Consider the following 15,510-nt stretch of genomic DNA (forward strand, 5'->3'; position numbering starts at 1 on the left):
ACCTCACCACGCCCCGGGCCTCCGGGGGCCCCGGGGATCTCTACCCTTGTGGAGTGATCGACCTCCACACGCACTCCACGGCGTCCGACGGCACCGACTCGCCAGCGCGCCTGGTGGAGGTCGCCGCGCGCGCCGGCATCGCCACGCTCGCCATCACGGACCACGACACGACGTCGGGCTGGGCCGAGGCCGCCGACGCCGCCGGCCGGTTCGGCGTCGGCCTGGTGCGCGGCGCCGAGATCTCCGCGATCGCCCGGACGGCGGGCTGGGGCACCGGCGTGCACCTGCTGGCCTACCTGCACGACCCGGCGCACCCCGACCTGCTCGCCGAGACCGAGCGCACGCGCGCCGACCGCGAGTCGCGGGCCCGGCGCATGGTCGACCTGCTGGCCGAGGACTTCCCGATCACCTGGGACGACCTGCTCGCCCAGACCAAGCCCGGCACCACGCTCGGCCGCCCGCACCTCGCGGACGCGCTGGTGGCGGCCGGCGTCGTCCGGGACCGGGACGAGGCGTTCGCGACCATCCTGCGCCCGGGCACCAAGTACTACGTGGGCCACTACGCGCCCGACGCCGTCGCCGCGGTCCGCGCCGTCCGCGCGGCCGGCGGCGTGCCGGTCTTCGCGCACCCGGGTGCCGACGCCCGCGGCCGGATCGTCCCGGACTCGACGATCGAGGAACTCGCGGCGGCCGGGCTCGCGGGGCTCGAGGTGGACCACCGGGACCACACGCCCGACACGCGCCGCCGGCTGCGCGAGGTCGCCGAGTCGCTGGGCCTGCTGGTCACGGGGTCGAGCGACTTCCACGGGGCGGGCAAGCAGAACCGGATCGGCGAGAACACCACCGCCCCCGGCGTGCTCGAGGCGATCGCCGCGCAGGGAGCCCTGGAGGTGCTCCGTTGAGCTGGTTCGACGTCGCGCTGTTCACCGAGGTGTTCGTGACGCTCTTCGTGATCATGGACCCGCCGGGAACGGTGCCGGTGTTCCTCGCGCTCACGTCGCGCATGACGGCGCAGGACCGCAAGCGGGCCGCGCGCACCGCGATCTTCGTGGCGTTCGGCGTGATCGTCGTCTTCGCGCTGTTCGGCCAGCTCCTGCTGGAGCACATGGGCATCTCGCTGGCGGCGCTGCAGGCGTCCGGCGGGCTGCTCCTGCTGCTGGTGGCGCTCGAGCTGCTGATGGGCAAGATGGACGCGGGCGAGACCGAGTCCGGCGGCTCCACCAAGAACGTGGCGCTGGTGCCGCTGGCCACGCCGCTGCTGGCCGGGCCGGGCACGATCGTCGCGACCATGGTGTTCGTGCAGCAGGGCGTCAGCGCGGGGGAGTCGCCCGTGGGGCACTACGCCTCGATCGGCGTCGGCATCGTGGCGGTCTGCGTGTGCACGTGGGCGGCGATGCGGTTCGCGGGGCTGGTGCACCGCGTGCTCAAGGACTCCGGCGTCACCCTGGTCACCCGCATCGCGGGTGTGCTGCTCGCCGCGATCGCCGTGCAGATGATCGCCAACGGCGTCATCGAGTTCGTGCGGACGGTCTAGCTCAGACGTCGATCGTCTCCAGGGCGACGCGCACCGGCTTCGCCGGGGCGAGGCCCTCGGCCTCCCGCACCTTCTTCTTCATCGGCAGCACGTAGCCGCCGTCGCTGTCGCTCGGGAACACGGACGTGGTCCACGTGGTCTTCCCGACCGTGACGCGCACCCGGATCGACCCGAACCCGCGCGGGGGCAGCGGGAGGTCGGCCAGCTCGTCGGACTGCTCCGGCGGCACGGTCACGAACCACCAGGAGTCGGTCCGGGCCTGCCACTGCCACAGGGGTGCGGCGAACTCGATCTGCACCGTCCCCATACTGTCAGACCCACAGGTCACCGGGGTGACCTGTGGGTCTGACACATCCTTAGGAGTCGGCCTGGGTGCCGTCCGCCGGGCGGCCGCCGCGCGTGCGGCGGCGGTTGCGGCTCCGACGACGGCGCTGGCCGTCCTCGTCGCCGGCCGACGCCGGACGGTCGGCCGCCGGGCCGCTGTCGCCCGCGGCGGCACGGGGCTCGCCGTGCGAGCCGCCCTGGCGCGGTCCGCCGGAGCGGCTGCCACCCGAACGGCCACCGCCGGAGCGGCTGCCGCCCGACCGGCCGCCGCCCGAGCGCGAGCCGCTGTTGCGCTTGCCCGTCTCGCCCAGGTCCTCGAGCTCCTCGGCGTCCAGGCCGGCCAGGTGCTGCGCGGAGCGCGGCAGACGGCCCTTGGTGCCCTCGGGGATGTTCAGGTCGCTGAACAGGTGCGGCGAGGTGGAGTAGGTCTCGACCGGCTCGGGGAAGCCGACGTCCAGCGCCTTGTCGATGAGCGACCAGCGCGGCACGTCGTCCCAGTCGACGAACGTGACGGCGGTGCCCGTGTTGCCGGCGCGGCCGGTGCGGCCCACGCGGTGCAGGTAGGTGCGCTCGTCCTCGGGGCACTGGTAGTTGACCACGTGGGTCACGTCCTCGACGTCGATGCCGCGGGCGGCGACGTCGGTGGCGACCAGCACGTCGATCTTCCCGTTGCGGAACGCGCGCAGCGCCTGCTCGCGGGCGCCCTGGCCCAGGTCGCCGTGGATGGCGCCGGCGGCGAAGCCGCGCGACTGCAGCTCCTCGGCGACCTTGGCGGCCGTGCGCTTGGTCCGCGCGAACACGATGCTGCGGCCGCGGCCCTCGGACTGGAGCAGCCGCGCCAGCACCTCGACCTTGTCCAGCGCGTGGGCGCGGTACACGACCTGCTTGATGTTCTTGACGGTCGCGCCCTCGTCGTCCGGCTCGGCGGCGCGGATGTGCGTGGGCTGCTTCATGTAGCGGCGGGCCATCGAGACGACGGCACCCGGCATGGTCGCGCTGAACAGCATGGTGTGCCGCTGCGCGGGGGTGCGGGCCAGGATCTTCTCGACGTCGGGCAGGAACCCGAGGTCGAGCATCTCGTCGGCCTCGTCGAGCACCACGGTCGCCGCGCGCAGCAGCGTGAGGTGCCCCTGGTTGAGCAGGTCGATCATGCGGCCGGGCGTGCCCACCACGACGTCGACGCCGGACTTCAGCGCCTCGATCTGCGGCTCGTAGGCGCGGCCGCCGTAGACCTGCACGATGCGGACGCTGCGCTTGGCCGACGCGGTGCCCAGGTCGTTCGCGACCTGGACCGCGAGCTCGCGGGTCGGTACCACGACGACCGCCTGCGGCTTGCCGGGGGCGACGAGCTCGTCGTAGCCCGCCTCGCCCGGGGCCACGACACGGTGCAGCAGCGGGACGCCGAAACCGAGCGTCTTGCCGGTACCGGTCTTGGCCTGGCCGATGATGTCGTGCCCGCTCATCGCGACAGGCAGCGTCATGGCCTGGATGGGGAACGGGTGGGTGATGCCCGACTCCTGCAGCGCGGCGACGATCTCGGGGCGGACGCCGAAGTCCGCGAACGTCACGTTCTGCGCCTGGATGGCGGACGGGGTGGAGTAGTCGGGCCCCGAGGCCACGGTGGGCTCGGGGTCGGTCACGGAGGCCGCGCTCGCGGCCGGGGTGTCTGTGGTAGTCACTGGCGCCTTCATCTCTAGCGGCGCGGTGGGCCCTCGTGGCCCGGCGATCGCGCCTTCGTGCGGCAGCCGATCGTGAAAATCATCGCGCGCCGGGCAGGGGGCCCAGGCTGCGCGTCCTGTCGGCGGCCTCGCAGGGAGGCCGGAGAAAGGCTCGGGGGTCGGAACGTGACGACCGGGCAACCGATGTACAGCATTGATGGTACGCGCACGATGTTTCGCGGTGGTTAGCGAAACGCGTCCTGCGCCCTGTTAGTAATGAACGCCACGTGACGGAGGGCCCTCGCGGGCGCCGTCCGCCACGTGGCGTCGGGGTGCTGCGGGCTCAGACGGCGCCGAAGCCGACCTTGCGCTGCTCCTCGGAGCCGATCTCGACGTAGCCGATGGCGCTGCCGGGGATGATCACCCGGCGGCCGCGGGCGTCGGTGAGCTCGAGGGGGCCACCGGTCAGGGCCTTCTTGACGGCCGTCGCGACGGCGTCCGCGCTCTCTTCCGTCTCGACCACGACCTCGCGCGTCAGGTTCTGCACACCGATGGTGACGTCCACGTTTACTCCAGTTCGGTCGGGGATTGCGCCGGGTGCCCGGGGGTCCGGGGACCCGGCCAGTCGATCCTAGCCACGCACCGGCGCGGTCGGCCCGCGGTTTCGCCGTGAGCCGATCCGGGTGCGGTGCGTGGCACGATGGTCGGCGTGAGCAGGTCCACGCAGAACCCGCGGCGCGCCATGGTCGTGCTCGGCGTCTGCCTGGCCGTCGGGCTCGGTGGAGGCATCGCCGCGACCATGGGCGCCGAGCCGGACGCGTCCGCCGCCGCCGTGGCCGGCGCGGTCGAGGACAGCCTGGGCGTCGAGGCGGCCGACGCCGTCCGCGACGCCTACGAGTCCGCCCGGTCGGGCAACCGGTCGGCGCCGCCCGCGCCCGCCGTCCCGCTGGAGGCCGAGGCGGCCGCGGGCGCCTCGCCCGACGCCGACGACGCGACCCGGTCGGTGCCGTCGACGGGCAAGTCGGACCCGCCGGAGCCGGCCGGCCCCGAACCCGGCTCGGGGCTGATCGGTACGCCGGTCGAGGTGGAGCCGAAGCTGTCCGGCGAGCTCGTGGTGGCGGAGGGGTCCCGCAGGGCGCCTGCCGAGGGGAAGGTCTGGCGGGTCCAGGTCGCGGTCGAGAAGGGGCTGCCGGTGGACCCGGAGGTCTTCGCCGAGGCCGTGCTGGCGACGCTGAACGATCCCCGCGGCTGGAACGCCGCGGACGGTTCGACGTTCGCCTGGACCGAGACCGACGACTACGACGCGCGCGTGGTGCTCGCGAGCCCGGGTACCACCGACCGGCTCTGCCTGCCGCTGGACACGATCGGCGAGCTGTCCTGCGGCATCCAGGAGACCGCGGTGCTCAACTTCGGGCGCTGGGCCACGGGGTCCGACGCCTGGACGGACGTCTCGCGCTACCGGCAGTACCTCGTGAACCACGAGGTGGGGCACGTGATCGGGTACCACCACGACCTCTGCAAGGGCAAGGGCGAGCGCGCGACGGTGATGGTGCAGCAGACCAGGACCACGCGCGGCTGCATCCCGGAGCCGTGGCCCGCGCCGGACGTGGGCAAGGAGTGACGTTCCCCGGCGCACCGGGGGATGAATCGGGCATTCGTGACGCACCCGCGCGGGGCGTCGGGGAGTGTCAGTGGCTCGTGGTTCGATCGTCCGCGTGACACCGACCCTCACCCTCGCACCTCGGCTGGCGCCGCCCGGGACCCGTCCCGACAGCGCCACCTCAGTGCCGCTCGACGACAGCCAGGAGGCTGCCGTCGAGTCCGCGCTCAGCCGGCCCGCGACGCTGGTCCTGGGCGCGCCCGGGTCGGGCCGGACCACGGTGACCTGTGAGGTGGCGGTCCGGGCGCTCCGGTCCGGCGTCAAGCCCGAGCGGGTGCTGGTCCTCGCGTCGTCGCGCCGCGCCGCCGCCCGCCTGCGCGACGAGGTCGCGGCCCAGGCCGGGCGCACGGTCGGCGCCCCCATGGTGCGCACGGCGTCGTCGGCCGCGTTCGCGGTGCTCCGCACCCGCGCCGCGGCGCTCGGGCAGCCCACCCCCACCCTGGTCTCCGGCCCGGAGCAGGACCTGGTGCTGGCCGAGCTGCTCGCCGGGCACGTGGCGGGCGAGGGACGGCCGCTCCGGCTGCCGCCCGGCCTGCCCGAGGAGTCGCTGGGTCTGCGCGGCCTGCGCCAGGAGCTGCGCGACCTGCTGATGCGCGCGGCCGAGCGCGGCCTCGGGCCGGTGGAGCTCGACGAGATGGGGCGGGCGAACGACCGTCCCGAGTGGATCATGGCCGCCCAGCTGTACGAGGAGTACCTCGACACCATGACGCTGCGGCTCGCCACGCCCGACGCCGGGCCGCGCTACGACCCCGCCGTCGTGATCGACGAGGCCGCCGAGTCCCTGCGTGCCTGGGAGGCCGAGGTGCCGGGCACCCCGCGCCCCACCTGGGACCTGGTCGTGGTGGACGACTACCAGGAGGCCACCGCGGCGACGGTCCGCCTCCTGCGCGTGCTGCACGACGACGGCGCGCGGCTCGTGCTGCTGTCCGACCCGGACTCGGCCGTCCAGACCTTCCGCGGCGCCGCGCCGGGCCTGACGGGGCGGGCCGCCGCACCCGCGGGCCCGGGCCGGGCCTTCGGCGCGTTCGACGCCGAGACGGTCGTGCTCAGCACGGTCTGGCGGCAGCGGCCGGAGCTGCGCGCGGTGACACGCGCCGTGACCAACCGGATCCCGGTGTCGGCGAGCGCGCTGCACCGTCGCGCCCCGGCGCGGCCGGAGGAGGAGGCCGCCGACGCCGACGCACCCCCGGCCGTCCAGGTGGCCGTGCTCTCGGGCGCCGCCCAGGAGGCGGCATGGATCGCGCGCGAGCTGCGCGCCGAGCACCTGCTGCGGGGCACCCCCTGGGACCGCATGGCGGTGATCGCGCGCAGCGGCTCGCGGTTGGGGGCGCTGCGCCGCGAGCTGGTCTCGGCGTCGGTGCCGGTGGCGCTGCTCGGCTCGGACCTGCCGCTGCGCGACGAGCCCGCCGTGGCGCCCCTGCTGGCCGCCGTGAAGACGTGCGCGGGAGCGCCGCGCGGCAGCCTGGAGGCGCTGATCGCGTCGGAGCTGGACGGCGACGAGCCCGTGCTCGACCCGGAGACGGCGGCGCTGCTGCTCATCTCGCCCATCGGCGGGCTCGACGCGGTGGCCCTGCGGCGGCTGCGCCGCGCGCTGCGGGCGGAGGAGCTGTCGGCGGGCGGCGGCCGCACCTCGGACGCGCTGCTGGTCGAGGTGCTCGCGGACCCGGCGCGCGCGGCCCTGCTGCCTACGCAGGTGCGGCGCGGGCCGCTCGCGGTGGCCCGCGTGCTCGCCGCCGGCCGCGAGGCGGCGGGGGAGCCCGGTGCCACGGCGCAGACGGTGCTCTGGGCGGCCTGGGCCGCCACGGGGCTGGCCGAGCGGTGGAGCGCCGCCGCGCTGACCGGCGGGCCCGCAGGCCTGCGTGCCGACCGGGACCTCGACGCCGTGCTGGCGCTGTTCCGCGCGGCCGAGACCTTCGTCGACCGCATGCCGGGTGCGCCCGTCGGCGCGTTCGTCGACTACCTGGCCTCCCAGGACCTCCCCGCCGACTCCCTGGCGGCCTCCGCGCAGGGCGCGGGCGCCGTCGAGGCGCTGACGCCCCCGGGCGCGGCGGGCCGGGAGTGGGACGTGGTGGTCGTGGCCGGCGTGCAGGACGGCGTGTGGCCCGACCTGCGGCTGCGCGACTCGCTGCTCGGCTCCCAGGCGCTCGTCGAGCTCATCGCCGGCCGCTCCGAGGACGGCCGGGTGGTGGGCGCCGAGGCCAGGCGCCAGGTGCTCACCGACGAGCTGCGTGCCTTCGCGGTCGCGGTCTCCCGGCCCCGGCGCCGGCTGCTCGTCACCGCCGTCGAGGACACCGAGGAGGCACCGAGCGTGTTCTGCGACCTCGTGTCCCCCCGGGACGACGGCGGCGACGGCCCGGACCCGCGGCGGGTCCCGGTGGGCCCGCCGCTCGACCTGCGCGGTGTCGTGGCCGCGGCGCGCTCGGAGCTGGTGCGGGCGTCGGCGGGCGGGGACGGGCCGGCGCCCGGCAACCAGCCCGCGGCCGCGCTGCTGGCCGACCTGGCCGCCGCCGGCGTCGCCGAGGCCGACCCGACCACCTGGTACGGCGTGGCCGGCGTCTCCAGCGAGGTGCCGCTGTGGGGGGCCACCGACACGGTGACCGTGTCGCCGTCCAAGGTCGAGACCGTGACCACGTGCGCCCTGCGCTGGGCCTTCGAGGCGGCGGGCGGCACCAAGCCGGACGCCACCCACCAGACCCTCGGCACGCTGCTGCACTCGATCGCGCAGACGCACCCGAAGGGCTCGCTCACCGACCTGAAGCAGGAGCTGGACCGCCGCTGGCCCGAGCTCGCGCTGCCCGACGGCTGGCCGTCGCTCCAGCTGCGCAAGCGCGCTGAGCGCATGGTGGAGCGGCTCGCGGACTACCTGGGCGACGCGGGCGAGCCGCTGCTCGTCGAGGCCGACTTCGACCTGCGGGTGGGCCGCGCCCGGCTGCGCGGCCAGGTGGACCGCGTCGAGGACGCGGGCGACGGCAGCGTCACCGTGGCCGACCTCAAGACCGGCAAGACCGCCGCCAGCAAGGACAAGGCGGCGGAGAACCCGCAGCTCGGCGCCTACCAGCTCGCCGTCGAGGAGGGCGCGCTCGACCTGCCCGACGGCACGGTCAGCAAGGGCGCGAGCCTGGTCTACGTCGGCACCGAGACGGTCTCGGCGAGCGTGCGCAACCAGCCCGCGCTCGCCCCCGACGAGAACGGCGGGAGCTGGGCCCGCGACACCGTCGAGGGTGCGGCCGACACGATGGCCGCCGCGAGCTTCGCGGCCAGGAACAACGACCTCTGCGAGATGTGCGTGGTGCGCCGGTCCTGCCCGCTGCAGCCCGAAGGACGGAAGGTGGTCGAGTGATCGGGCACGAGCCGGAGATCCGCCTGTCGGCCCGCGCCATCGCGCGGCTGCTCGGCCGGCACGAACCCACCGACGAGCAGGTCCGCGTCATCGAGTCGCCCCTGGAGCCCGCGCTCGTCGTCGCGGGCGCCGGGTCCGGCAAGACCGAGACCATGGCCGCGCGGGTGGTGTGGCTGATCGCCAACAAGCTGGTCCAGCCCGAGCAGGTGCTCGGCCTCACCTTCACGCGCAAGGCCGCGGGCGAGCTCACCCAGCGCGTGCAGACCCGCCTGGCGCAGCTCAACCGGGCGCTCGGCGAGGAATCCGGCGAGGCGCTGGCCGGCCTGGACCTCGACCGGCCCACAGTCGCCACCTACAACGCCTACGCCGCCTCCCTGGTGGCCGACCACGGCCTGCGCCTGGGCGTCGAGCCCAGCGCGCGGCTGCTCGGCCAGGCCGAGCAGTGGCAGCTCGCGTCGCAGGTGGTGGAGTCCTGGGACGAGGACCTCGCCACCGACCGGGCCGTCAGCACCGTGACCGGGGCGGTCGTCGCGCTGTCCGACGCGCTCGGCGAGCACCTCGTCGACCCCGCGGACGCCCGGGCCCGGCTCACCGAGATGGCCGAGCACCTCGAGTCGGTCCCGCTCGGCCCCAAGCAGCGCAAGCGCACCAAGGACGTCGACAAGCTCATCGGCTCGATCGCCGAGCGGGCCCGGTTCGTGGACCTCGTGGTCGAGTACCGGCGCCGCAAGCGGATCGCCGAGGCGCTCGACTTCGGCGACCAGGTCTCGTTCGCCGCCCAGCTCGCCCGCGAGGTCCCGATGGTGGGTGCCGCCGAGCGGGCCCGGTTCGAGGTCGTGCTGCTCGACGAGTACCAGGACACGTCCTACGCCCAGGTCGAGCTGCTGTCCGGCCTGTTCGGCGGCGGGCACCCGGTCACCGCCGTCGGCGACCCGCACCAGTCCATCTACGGCTGGCGCGGCGCCTCCGCGGCGGGCCTGGCCCGCTTCCCCGACCGCTTCCAGCGCGACGACGGCTTCCCCGCCGCCGTGCACTACCTGTCCACCTCCTGGCGCAACGACGCCGCGATCCTCACCGCCGCGAACATCGTCTCGGGCCCGCTGCGCTCGCGGTCCGGCGCGGCCACGAACGTCGAGGTGCCGCCCCTGGACCTGCGGCCCGGGGCCGGCGAGGGTCTGGTGTCGGCGCACGTCGCCGCGACCCTGGACGAGGAGGCCGAGGCCGTCGCCGAGTGGGTCGCGGAACGCTGGCGCTCCGGCGCGCACCCGGACGGCCGGTCCACGGCCGCCGTGCTCTGCCGCGCGCGGGCGCAGTTCCCCGCGATCGAGGTGGCGCTCCGCCGCCGCGGGCTCCCGGTCGAGGTGGTCGGCCTGGGCGGCCTGCTGTCCACGCCCGAGGTGGTCGACGTCGTCGCGCTGCTCCAGGCGGCGCACGACCCGTCGCGCGGCGACTCCCTGCTGCGCCTGCTCACCGGCCCGCGCCTCAACCTCGGCGCGGCCGACCTGCACGCGCTGGGCTCCTGGGCGGCGGACCTGGCCCGCCTGGACGACCCGCGCCGCGCGGCGGCCGCCGCCCCGGTCGAGGAGCTGCCCGACGACGACCTGCGCGTGGTCGAGGGCGACGTCTCCGACCACCGCTCGATCGTCGACGCGCTCGACGACCTCCCGCCGGCCGGCGAGCCGGCGCGCGACGGCCGCGTGCTGTCCCCGGACGCGCACCGCCGCCTCGGGGCGCTCGCCCGGCTGCTGCGCGACCTGCGCGGCCTCACCTATCTCTCCCTGCCCGAGCTCGTGGTCCAGGCAGAGCGGGCGCTCGGCCTGGACGTCGAGGCGGCCACGGCCCTCGCGCTGGCGGGCGCCGGGGTCGGCGGCGCCGTGAGCGACCGCGGGCGCGAGCACCTCGACGCGTTCCGGGACGTCGCGGCGTCGTTCGCGCAGTCCTCGGACACCGCGACGCTCGGCGCGTTCCTGGCCTGGCTGGGCGTCGCGGGCGAGCGGGAGCGCGGGCTCGACATGCCGGTGCACGAGCCCGACCCCGACGCCGTCCAGGTCATCACCGCGCACGCCGCGAAGGGCCTGGAGTGGGACGCCGTGGCGGTGGCCGGCCTGGCCGACGGCGCGTTCCCCACCTGGGACCGCGGCTCGCGCTCGGGGGAGTCGTCGTCGGGCTGGCTGTCCGACCTCGGCGAGCTGCCCTACCACCTGCGCGGCGACGCGGACGACCTGCCGAACTTCGACTGGGAGCACGCCTCCGACACCAAGGACCTGGTCGCGCTGCGCGACGAGTTCAAGGCCGAGTGCGGCGAGCACCGCCTCGCCGAGGAGCGGCGCCTGGCCTACGTGGCGTTCACCCGCGCCCGCCGCGAGCTCTTCCTCACCGCGTCCTGGTGGGGCACGGCGAGCCGCCCGCGCGGCGTCTCCCCGTTCCTCGCCGAGCTGGCCGAGGCCGAGCTGGTCAAGGCCGACCTGTGGGCCCCGATGCCGGAGCCCGACGCCGAGAACCCGCGCAACGCGGAGGAGATCACGGCCGTGTGGCCGGCCCCGGACGGCGGCGCGGACCAGCAGAGCCCGGCCCCGACCGCCCGCGACGTCCTGCGCGCCACGGCCGGCCTGGTGGACGCGGCCGCGGAGGAGCGGCTGGTCGCGCTCGCCGCCATGCGGCTCCCGGCCGACGCGCTGACCGCACCGCAGGGCGTTCTGGCCGACGCCGCCGGCCACGACCTGGTCGACCTCGCCCGCATGCTCCTCGCCGAGCGGAACCGGCGCACGGACCGCGAGGTCGCGTTCCCGGCGCACGTCTCGGCGTCGGGCCTGGTGCGGCTCGCCGCGGACCGCGACGCGTTCGCCCTCCAGCTGCGCCGGCCGGTCCCTGTGCAGCCCACGGTGCACGCCCGCCGCGGCACCCGGTTCCACGAGTGGGTCGAGCAGTTCTTCACGTCGGCCACGCTGCTCGACGTCGACGACCTGCCCAGCGCCGAGGACGACGACCTGCCCGAGGACACCGACCTCGACAAGCTGCGCGACACCTTCCTGGGGTCGGAGTGGTCGGCCCGGATGCCCGTGGCGGTCGAGGTCGACGTCGAGACCCCGGTGGCCGGCGTCATGCTGCGCTGCCGCATGGACGCCGTCTTCAAGGACCCGGCCACCGGCCCGGACGCCGTCGTGGTGGTCGACTGGAAGACAGGCCGCGAGCCGCTCGACGCCTCGGCGCGGGCCGCCCGCGAGGTGCAGCTCGCCGTGTACCGCCTGGCGTGGTCCCGCTGGACGGGGCTGCCGCTGGACCAGGTCAGCGCGGCCTTCTACTACGTGGGCTCGGACACGACCGTGCGCCCGGACCGGCTGCTCGACGAGGCCGAGCTGGAGGCGCTGATCACGGGCGCCTGAGCCGGGCCCGGACCGGGCTCGGACCGGGCCCCGCCTCACGCCCCGATGGGCCCGCCGAACCACTCCTCGATCAGGGAGCGCGCGATCGAGGACCGCCCGGGCAGGCCCAGGTGCCCGTCCGCGACCGCCGTGGCGACCTCGTCGCGGGTGAACCAGTCGGCCTCGGCGATCTCGTCCTCCTGCCGCGTCAGCTCCGTGGTGGTCGCCCGCGCCCGGAAGCCGAGCATGAGCGACGCCGGGAACGGCCACGACTGGCTGCCGCGGTACTCGATGGAGGCGGGGTCGAGCAGCACGCCGACCTCCTCCGACGTCTCGCGCGCCACGGCCTGCTCCAGGCCCTCCCCGGGCTCGACGAACCCGGCCAGCACCGAGCGGCGGCCCAGGTCCCACTGCGGGCCGCGGGCCAGGAGCAGGCGGTCCTCGGGGTCGGTGATCGCCATGATCACGGCGGGGTCGGTCCGCGGGAAGTGGTTGGACTCGTCCGCCGGGCAGTGCCGCACCCAGCCGGCCTGCGTCACCTCGGTCCGGGTACCGCACAGCGGGCAGTGGGTGTGCACCGTGTGCCACTGGGCCAGAGCGACGGCCTCGACCACCAGGCCGACCTCCAGGTCGGGCGCGTCGAGCGTGCGCAGCCCGGTCCACTCGACGTCGAGGTCCGGCTCGGCCTCGGCGTCGGCCAGGACCAGTCCGAGGTGGCTGACGCCGTCGGCCTCCCCGAGGAACAGCAGGGCCCGCGCCGCGAGGTGCGCCACGTCGTCGGGCGCGAGGAACGCGACCCGCCCGTCCACCGTGGCGACCCGGGTGCCGCGCACCACGAGCACCCGCGTGCCCTGCTCCTTGAGCAGGTCGTCGAGGAGGCCGGGCGTCGCGCGCCGGTGGGCGGCCCGGTCGTGGGCGGCGCGGGCGAAGGGGAGGTCGAGAAAACGCACGGGACGACGTTAGTCCTCTCGCGGGCCGGTGCCGCACCCGTGCCGTGGTCGGACACGCCACCGTCCCTGCGCCGTCGGGTGCCCGGCGCTGCTCTAGGGTGAGCACGTGTCCCGCACGCCCCTCGCTCTCGCTGCCCTCTCGACCGCCGCCGTGCCGGGTCTCGACGCCCAGTCGGTCCGCGTCGGGGACCTCGCCGGCGACTACGACGTCGCCGTCGTGACCGGTGCGGACGACCAGGAATGGGTGGTGCGCGCGCCGCGCACCACCGTGGCGGGCGCGGCCCTGGAGGCCGAGATCGAGCTGCTCGACGCGCTCCGGCTGTACATCGACACGGGCGTGCTCCCGTTCGTCGTGCCACAGGTCGCGGGCTACGCGCTCCTGCCGGAGGGCGGCCGCGCCGTCGTGCACCGCCGGATCATCGGCGACAACCTCGACGTCGAGTCCCTGGAGCAGGGCCCCGGGCTGGCCGCCGACCTGGGCCGGGCCATCGCGGCCATCCACGAGCTGCCGACCTCCGTCGTGGAGACGTGCGGCCTGCCCAGCTACACCGCGTCCGAGTACCGGGAACGGCGGCTGACCGAGGTGGACGAGGCGGCCCGGACCGGCCGCATCCCGCCCACCCTGCTGCGCCGGTGGGAGACCGCGCTGGAGGACGTCTCCCTGTGGCGGTTCAAGCCCGTCGTGACGCACGGCGACCTCGCGCCCGACCAGCTGCTCGTGGACAGGCAGCGGGTCGTGGCGGTCTCGGGCTGGTCGGAGGCCCGCGTCGCGGACCCCGCCGACGACCTCGCGTGGCTGATCGCCGCGGCCCCGATGGAGGCCGTGGACTCGATCATGGAGGCCTACCAGCTCCGCCGCACCGAGCTGAGCGACTCGCGCCTCGCGGAGCGCGCCATGCTCGTGGGCGAGCTGGCGCTCGCGCGCTGGCTCCTGCACGGCGTGCGGCACCGCCTGCCCGAGGTCGTCGAGGACGCCACGTCCATGCTCGAGGACCTGGACGAGGCGACCCTCGACGAGGGCTGAGCGCCCTACCCCCGGACCGCCTGCCCGGGCCGGGCGTGCGCGACGGCGTGGCTCACGCCGACGGTCAGCAGCACGCCGCCGGCCCACCAGATGCCGAGGGTGATCATCCCCACGTCGAGGGTGGCCACGATCAGCACCGCCACCCCGGCCACGGCGACGACGGCGCCGGCCCACGCCCGGCCCACCATGATCAGCGCGCCGACGGCGATGAAGCCGCCGGTCAAGAGCCAGCCGTCGGGATCGATCTCGTAGGACCCGACGAGGCCGCCGACGGCGAGCAGGACCGCGGGCAGGATGGCGAGCGCCCCGCCGGCGATGCGCCAGCCGGCCGCGGGGCGACCGTGCCGTGCGATGGCCGGCACGGCCAGCGCGGCCCACGCGAGCATGGCGGGCAGCGAGTAGAAGAGGGTGGCGTTGCCGGTCACGCCCAGCACCGTCAGCACGACGGCGGCCGCCACGGCGGTGACCTTCCGGGCCCGCCCGGGCACGAAGATCGGCAGCGCGGCGACCAGCGCCGGGAGCAGGTTCAGCAGCACGATCCCGAAGCCGTACTGCTCGACCTGTGAGTCCAGGCCCGGGAGGGACTCGTCGGGCCACAGGAACGACACGAACATCGCGGTGAACACCGCCGCGCCGGTCGCCAGCCACTGCAGCACGCGCCACATCCGGTCGGTCCGGCCGGCGTCGTGCCCCAGCTCTGCCCGCACACGCTCGGTGAACTGCGCCGGGTCGCCGAGGCTCTCGGCGGCCTGCTCGGGGGAGCGGCCCGCGTCGGCGGCGTCCGCGAAGTGGGCCCGGACGTCGTCGAGCACCGCGTCCCGCTGCTCGGGGGTGAGCGACCGCAGGCGCTTGCCGACGTCGCGCAGGTAGGTCTCCTCGGCGTTCGCGTTCATCGTGTCCCTCTCGGTCATCGTGATCCCTCCAGAAGGGCGTCGACCTGGGCGCCGAGCGACGTCCAGACCTTCGCGAAGGTGGTGAGCTGTTCGGTGCCGTGATCGGTGATGGCGTAGTAGCGGCGGGGGCGGCCGGTCCCGGACGAGTCCCACCGGGGCTCGACGAGCCCGTTCTCGCGCATGCGGGCCAGCAGGGGGTACAGGCTGCCCTCGCTCGCGATGAGCTCGCGCGACGTCAGGTCGTCGGCCAGCTCGAGGCCGTACTTCTCGCCGTGCGAGAGCAGCGCGAGCACGCAGTACTCGAGCACGCCCTTGCGCAGGTTCGTCGCGATGCGGTCTTCGCTCATGGCAGGAACAGTAACCTTGTATAGCAAGACTTGCAATACAAGACTTGCGTAACAAGGTTCGAGACACGAAGAAGGGGGCCGACGACGACGTCGGCCCCCCGCTGCCCGCCTCAGGCCGCCAGGGCCTGCTTCACCTGGGCGAGGCTCGGGTTGGTCGCGGCCGAGCCGTCCGGGAAGACCACGGTGGGCACGGTCTGGTTGCCGCCGTTGACCTGCTCCACGTACGCGGCGGCCTCCGGCTGCTCCTCGATGTCGATGACGGTGTAGCCGATGCCCTCGGAGTCGAGCTGCGTGCGCAGCCGCCGGCAGTACCCGCACCAGGTGGTCGAGTACATGAGGACGGTGCCGTCCTCGGGGAGCGGCGTGGTCGTCTCGGACATCTGTTCTCCTTGTCGGTGGTTGCTGCGAGAATCGCAGA

General features: G+C 75.1%; 13 protein-coding genes. 6 read left to right on the top strand and 7 right to left on the bottom strand.

The genetic code is table 11. The features are described 5' to 3' along the window. The first annotated feature begins 53 nt into the window (after positions 1–53). Both H291_RS0117545 and H291_RS0117550 read left to right on the top strand, forming a co-directional pair. On the top strand, positions 54–902 hold the full coding sequence (locus tag H291_RS0117545; RefSeq protein ID WP_020016315.1) for a PHP domain-containing protein: 849 nt from the start codon (positions 54–56) through the stop codon (positions 900–902). Further along, positions 899–1,534 carry a MarC family protein gene (locus tag H291_RS0117550; protein ID WP_020016316.1) on the top strand — a complete coding sequence of 212 codons (636 nt, stop codon included), beginning with the start codon at positions 899–901 and terminating at the stop codon, positions 1,532–1,534. The genes H291_RS0117545 and H291_RS0117550 overlap by 4 nt, the downstream gene beginning before the upstream one ends. Before the next feature lies 1 nt (position 1,535). Here H291_RS0117550 and H291_RS0117555 read toward each other — a convergent pair whose 3' ends face one another. The 3 genes from H291_RS0117555 to H291_RS0117565 form a co-directional block, all read right to left on the bottom strand. Beyond that, positions 1,536–1,841 (bottom strand): DUF1905 domain-containing protein, encoded by a 306-nt coding sequence (locus H291_RS0117555; protein WP_020016317.1) that lies wholly within the window; start codon positions 1,839–1,841, stop codon positions 1,536–1,538. A gap of 49 nt (positions 1,842–1,890) precedes the next feature. Next, on the bottom strand, positions 1,891–3,549 hold the full coding sequence (locus H291_RS30620) for a DEAD/DEAH box helicase (protein WP_084468196.1): 1,659 nt from the start codon (positions 3,547–3,549) through the stop codon (positions 1,891–1,893). 310 nt (positions 3,550–3,859) lie between these two features. Beyond that, positions 3,860–4,081 (bottom strand): DUF3107 domain-containing protein, encoded by a 222-nt coding sequence (locus tag H291_RS0117565; protein ID WP_020016319.1) that lies wholly within the window; start codon positions 4,079–4,081, stop codon positions 3,860–3,862. Positions 4,082–4,225: 144 nt separating this feature from the next. Between H291_RS0117565 and H291_RS0117570 the strand changes: the two genes are divergently transcribed. The 3 genes from H291_RS0117570 to H291_RS0117580 all read left to right on the top strand — a co-directional run bounded on the left by H291_RS0117570 (position 4,226) and on the right by H291_RS0117580 (position 11,899). Then, positions 4,226–5,137, top strand: a complete 912-nt coding sequence (locus H291_RS0117570) for a DUF3152 domain-containing protein (RefSeq protein WP_198012519.1) — start codon at positions 4,226–4,228, stop codon at positions 5,135–5,137. Positions 5,138–5,300: 163 nt separating this feature from the next. Then, complete coding sequence (locus H291_RS0117575) at positions 5,301–8,516, top strand: ATP-dependent helicase (protein ID WP_020016320.1); 3,216 nt, start codon at positions 5,301–5,303, stop codon at positions 8,514–8,516. Continuing rightward, entirely contained in the window at positions 8,513–11,899 is a 3,387-nt protein-coding gene (locus tag H291_RS0117580; protein WP_020016321.1) for an ATP-dependent DNA helicase, read from the top strand. The genes H291_RS0117575 and H291_RS0117580 overlap by 4 nt, the downstream gene beginning before the upstream one ends. A gap of 35 nt (positions 11,900–11,934) precedes the next feature. On the opposite strand, the gene nudC is transcribed toward H291_RS0117580, so the two are convergent. Next, on the bottom strand, positions 11,935–12,828 hold the full coding sequence (gene nudC, locus H291_RS0117585; protein WP_020016322.1) for an NAD(+) diphosphatase: 894 nt from the start codon (positions 12,826–12,828) through the stop codon (positions 11,935–11,937). Between the two features lie 106 nt (positions 12,829–12,934). Here nudC and H291_RS0117590 point away from each other — a divergent pair, with 106 nt between their 5' ends. After that, a complete protein-coding gene (locus tag H291_RS0117590) occupies positions 12,935–13,852 on the top strand; it encodes a macrolide 2'-phosphotransferase (RefSeq protein ID WP_020016323.1) in 918 nt (305 codons plus the stop codon). Between the two features lie 5 nt (positions 13,853–13,857). Here H291_RS0117590 and H291_RS0117595 read toward each other — a convergent pair whose 3' ends face one another. From H291_RS0117595 to H291_RS0117605, 3 genes are all read right to left on the bottom strand, one after another. Then, positions 13,858–14,763, bottom strand: coding sequence for a DUF1700 domain-containing protein (locus tag H291_RS0117595; RefSeq protein WP_020016324.1), 906 nt, complete (start codon positions 14,761–14,763; stop codon positions 13,858–13,860). Continuing rightward, positions 14,760–15,092, bottom strand: a complete 333-nt coding sequence (locus H291_RS0117600; protein WP_020016325.1) for a PadR family transcriptional regulator — start codon at positions 15,090–15,092, stop codon at positions 14,760–14,762. The genes H291_RS0117595 and H291_RS0117600 overlap by 4 nt, the downstream gene beginning before the upstream one ends. Before the next feature lie 110 nt (positions 15,093–15,202). Further along, a complete protein-coding gene (locus tag H291_RS0117605) occupies positions 15,203–15,472 on the bottom strand; it encodes a mycoredoxin (protein ID WP_020016326.1) in 270 nt (89 codons plus the stop codon). Between the last annotated feature and the right edge of the window lie 38 nt (positions 15,473–15,510).

The organism is Promicromonospora sukumoe 327MFSha3.1, from assembly GCF_000385135.1.
GTDB classification, from domain to species: domain Bacteria; phylum Actinomycetota; class Actinomycetes; order Actinomycetales; family Cellulomonadaceae; genus Promicromonospora; species Promicromonospora sukumoe_B.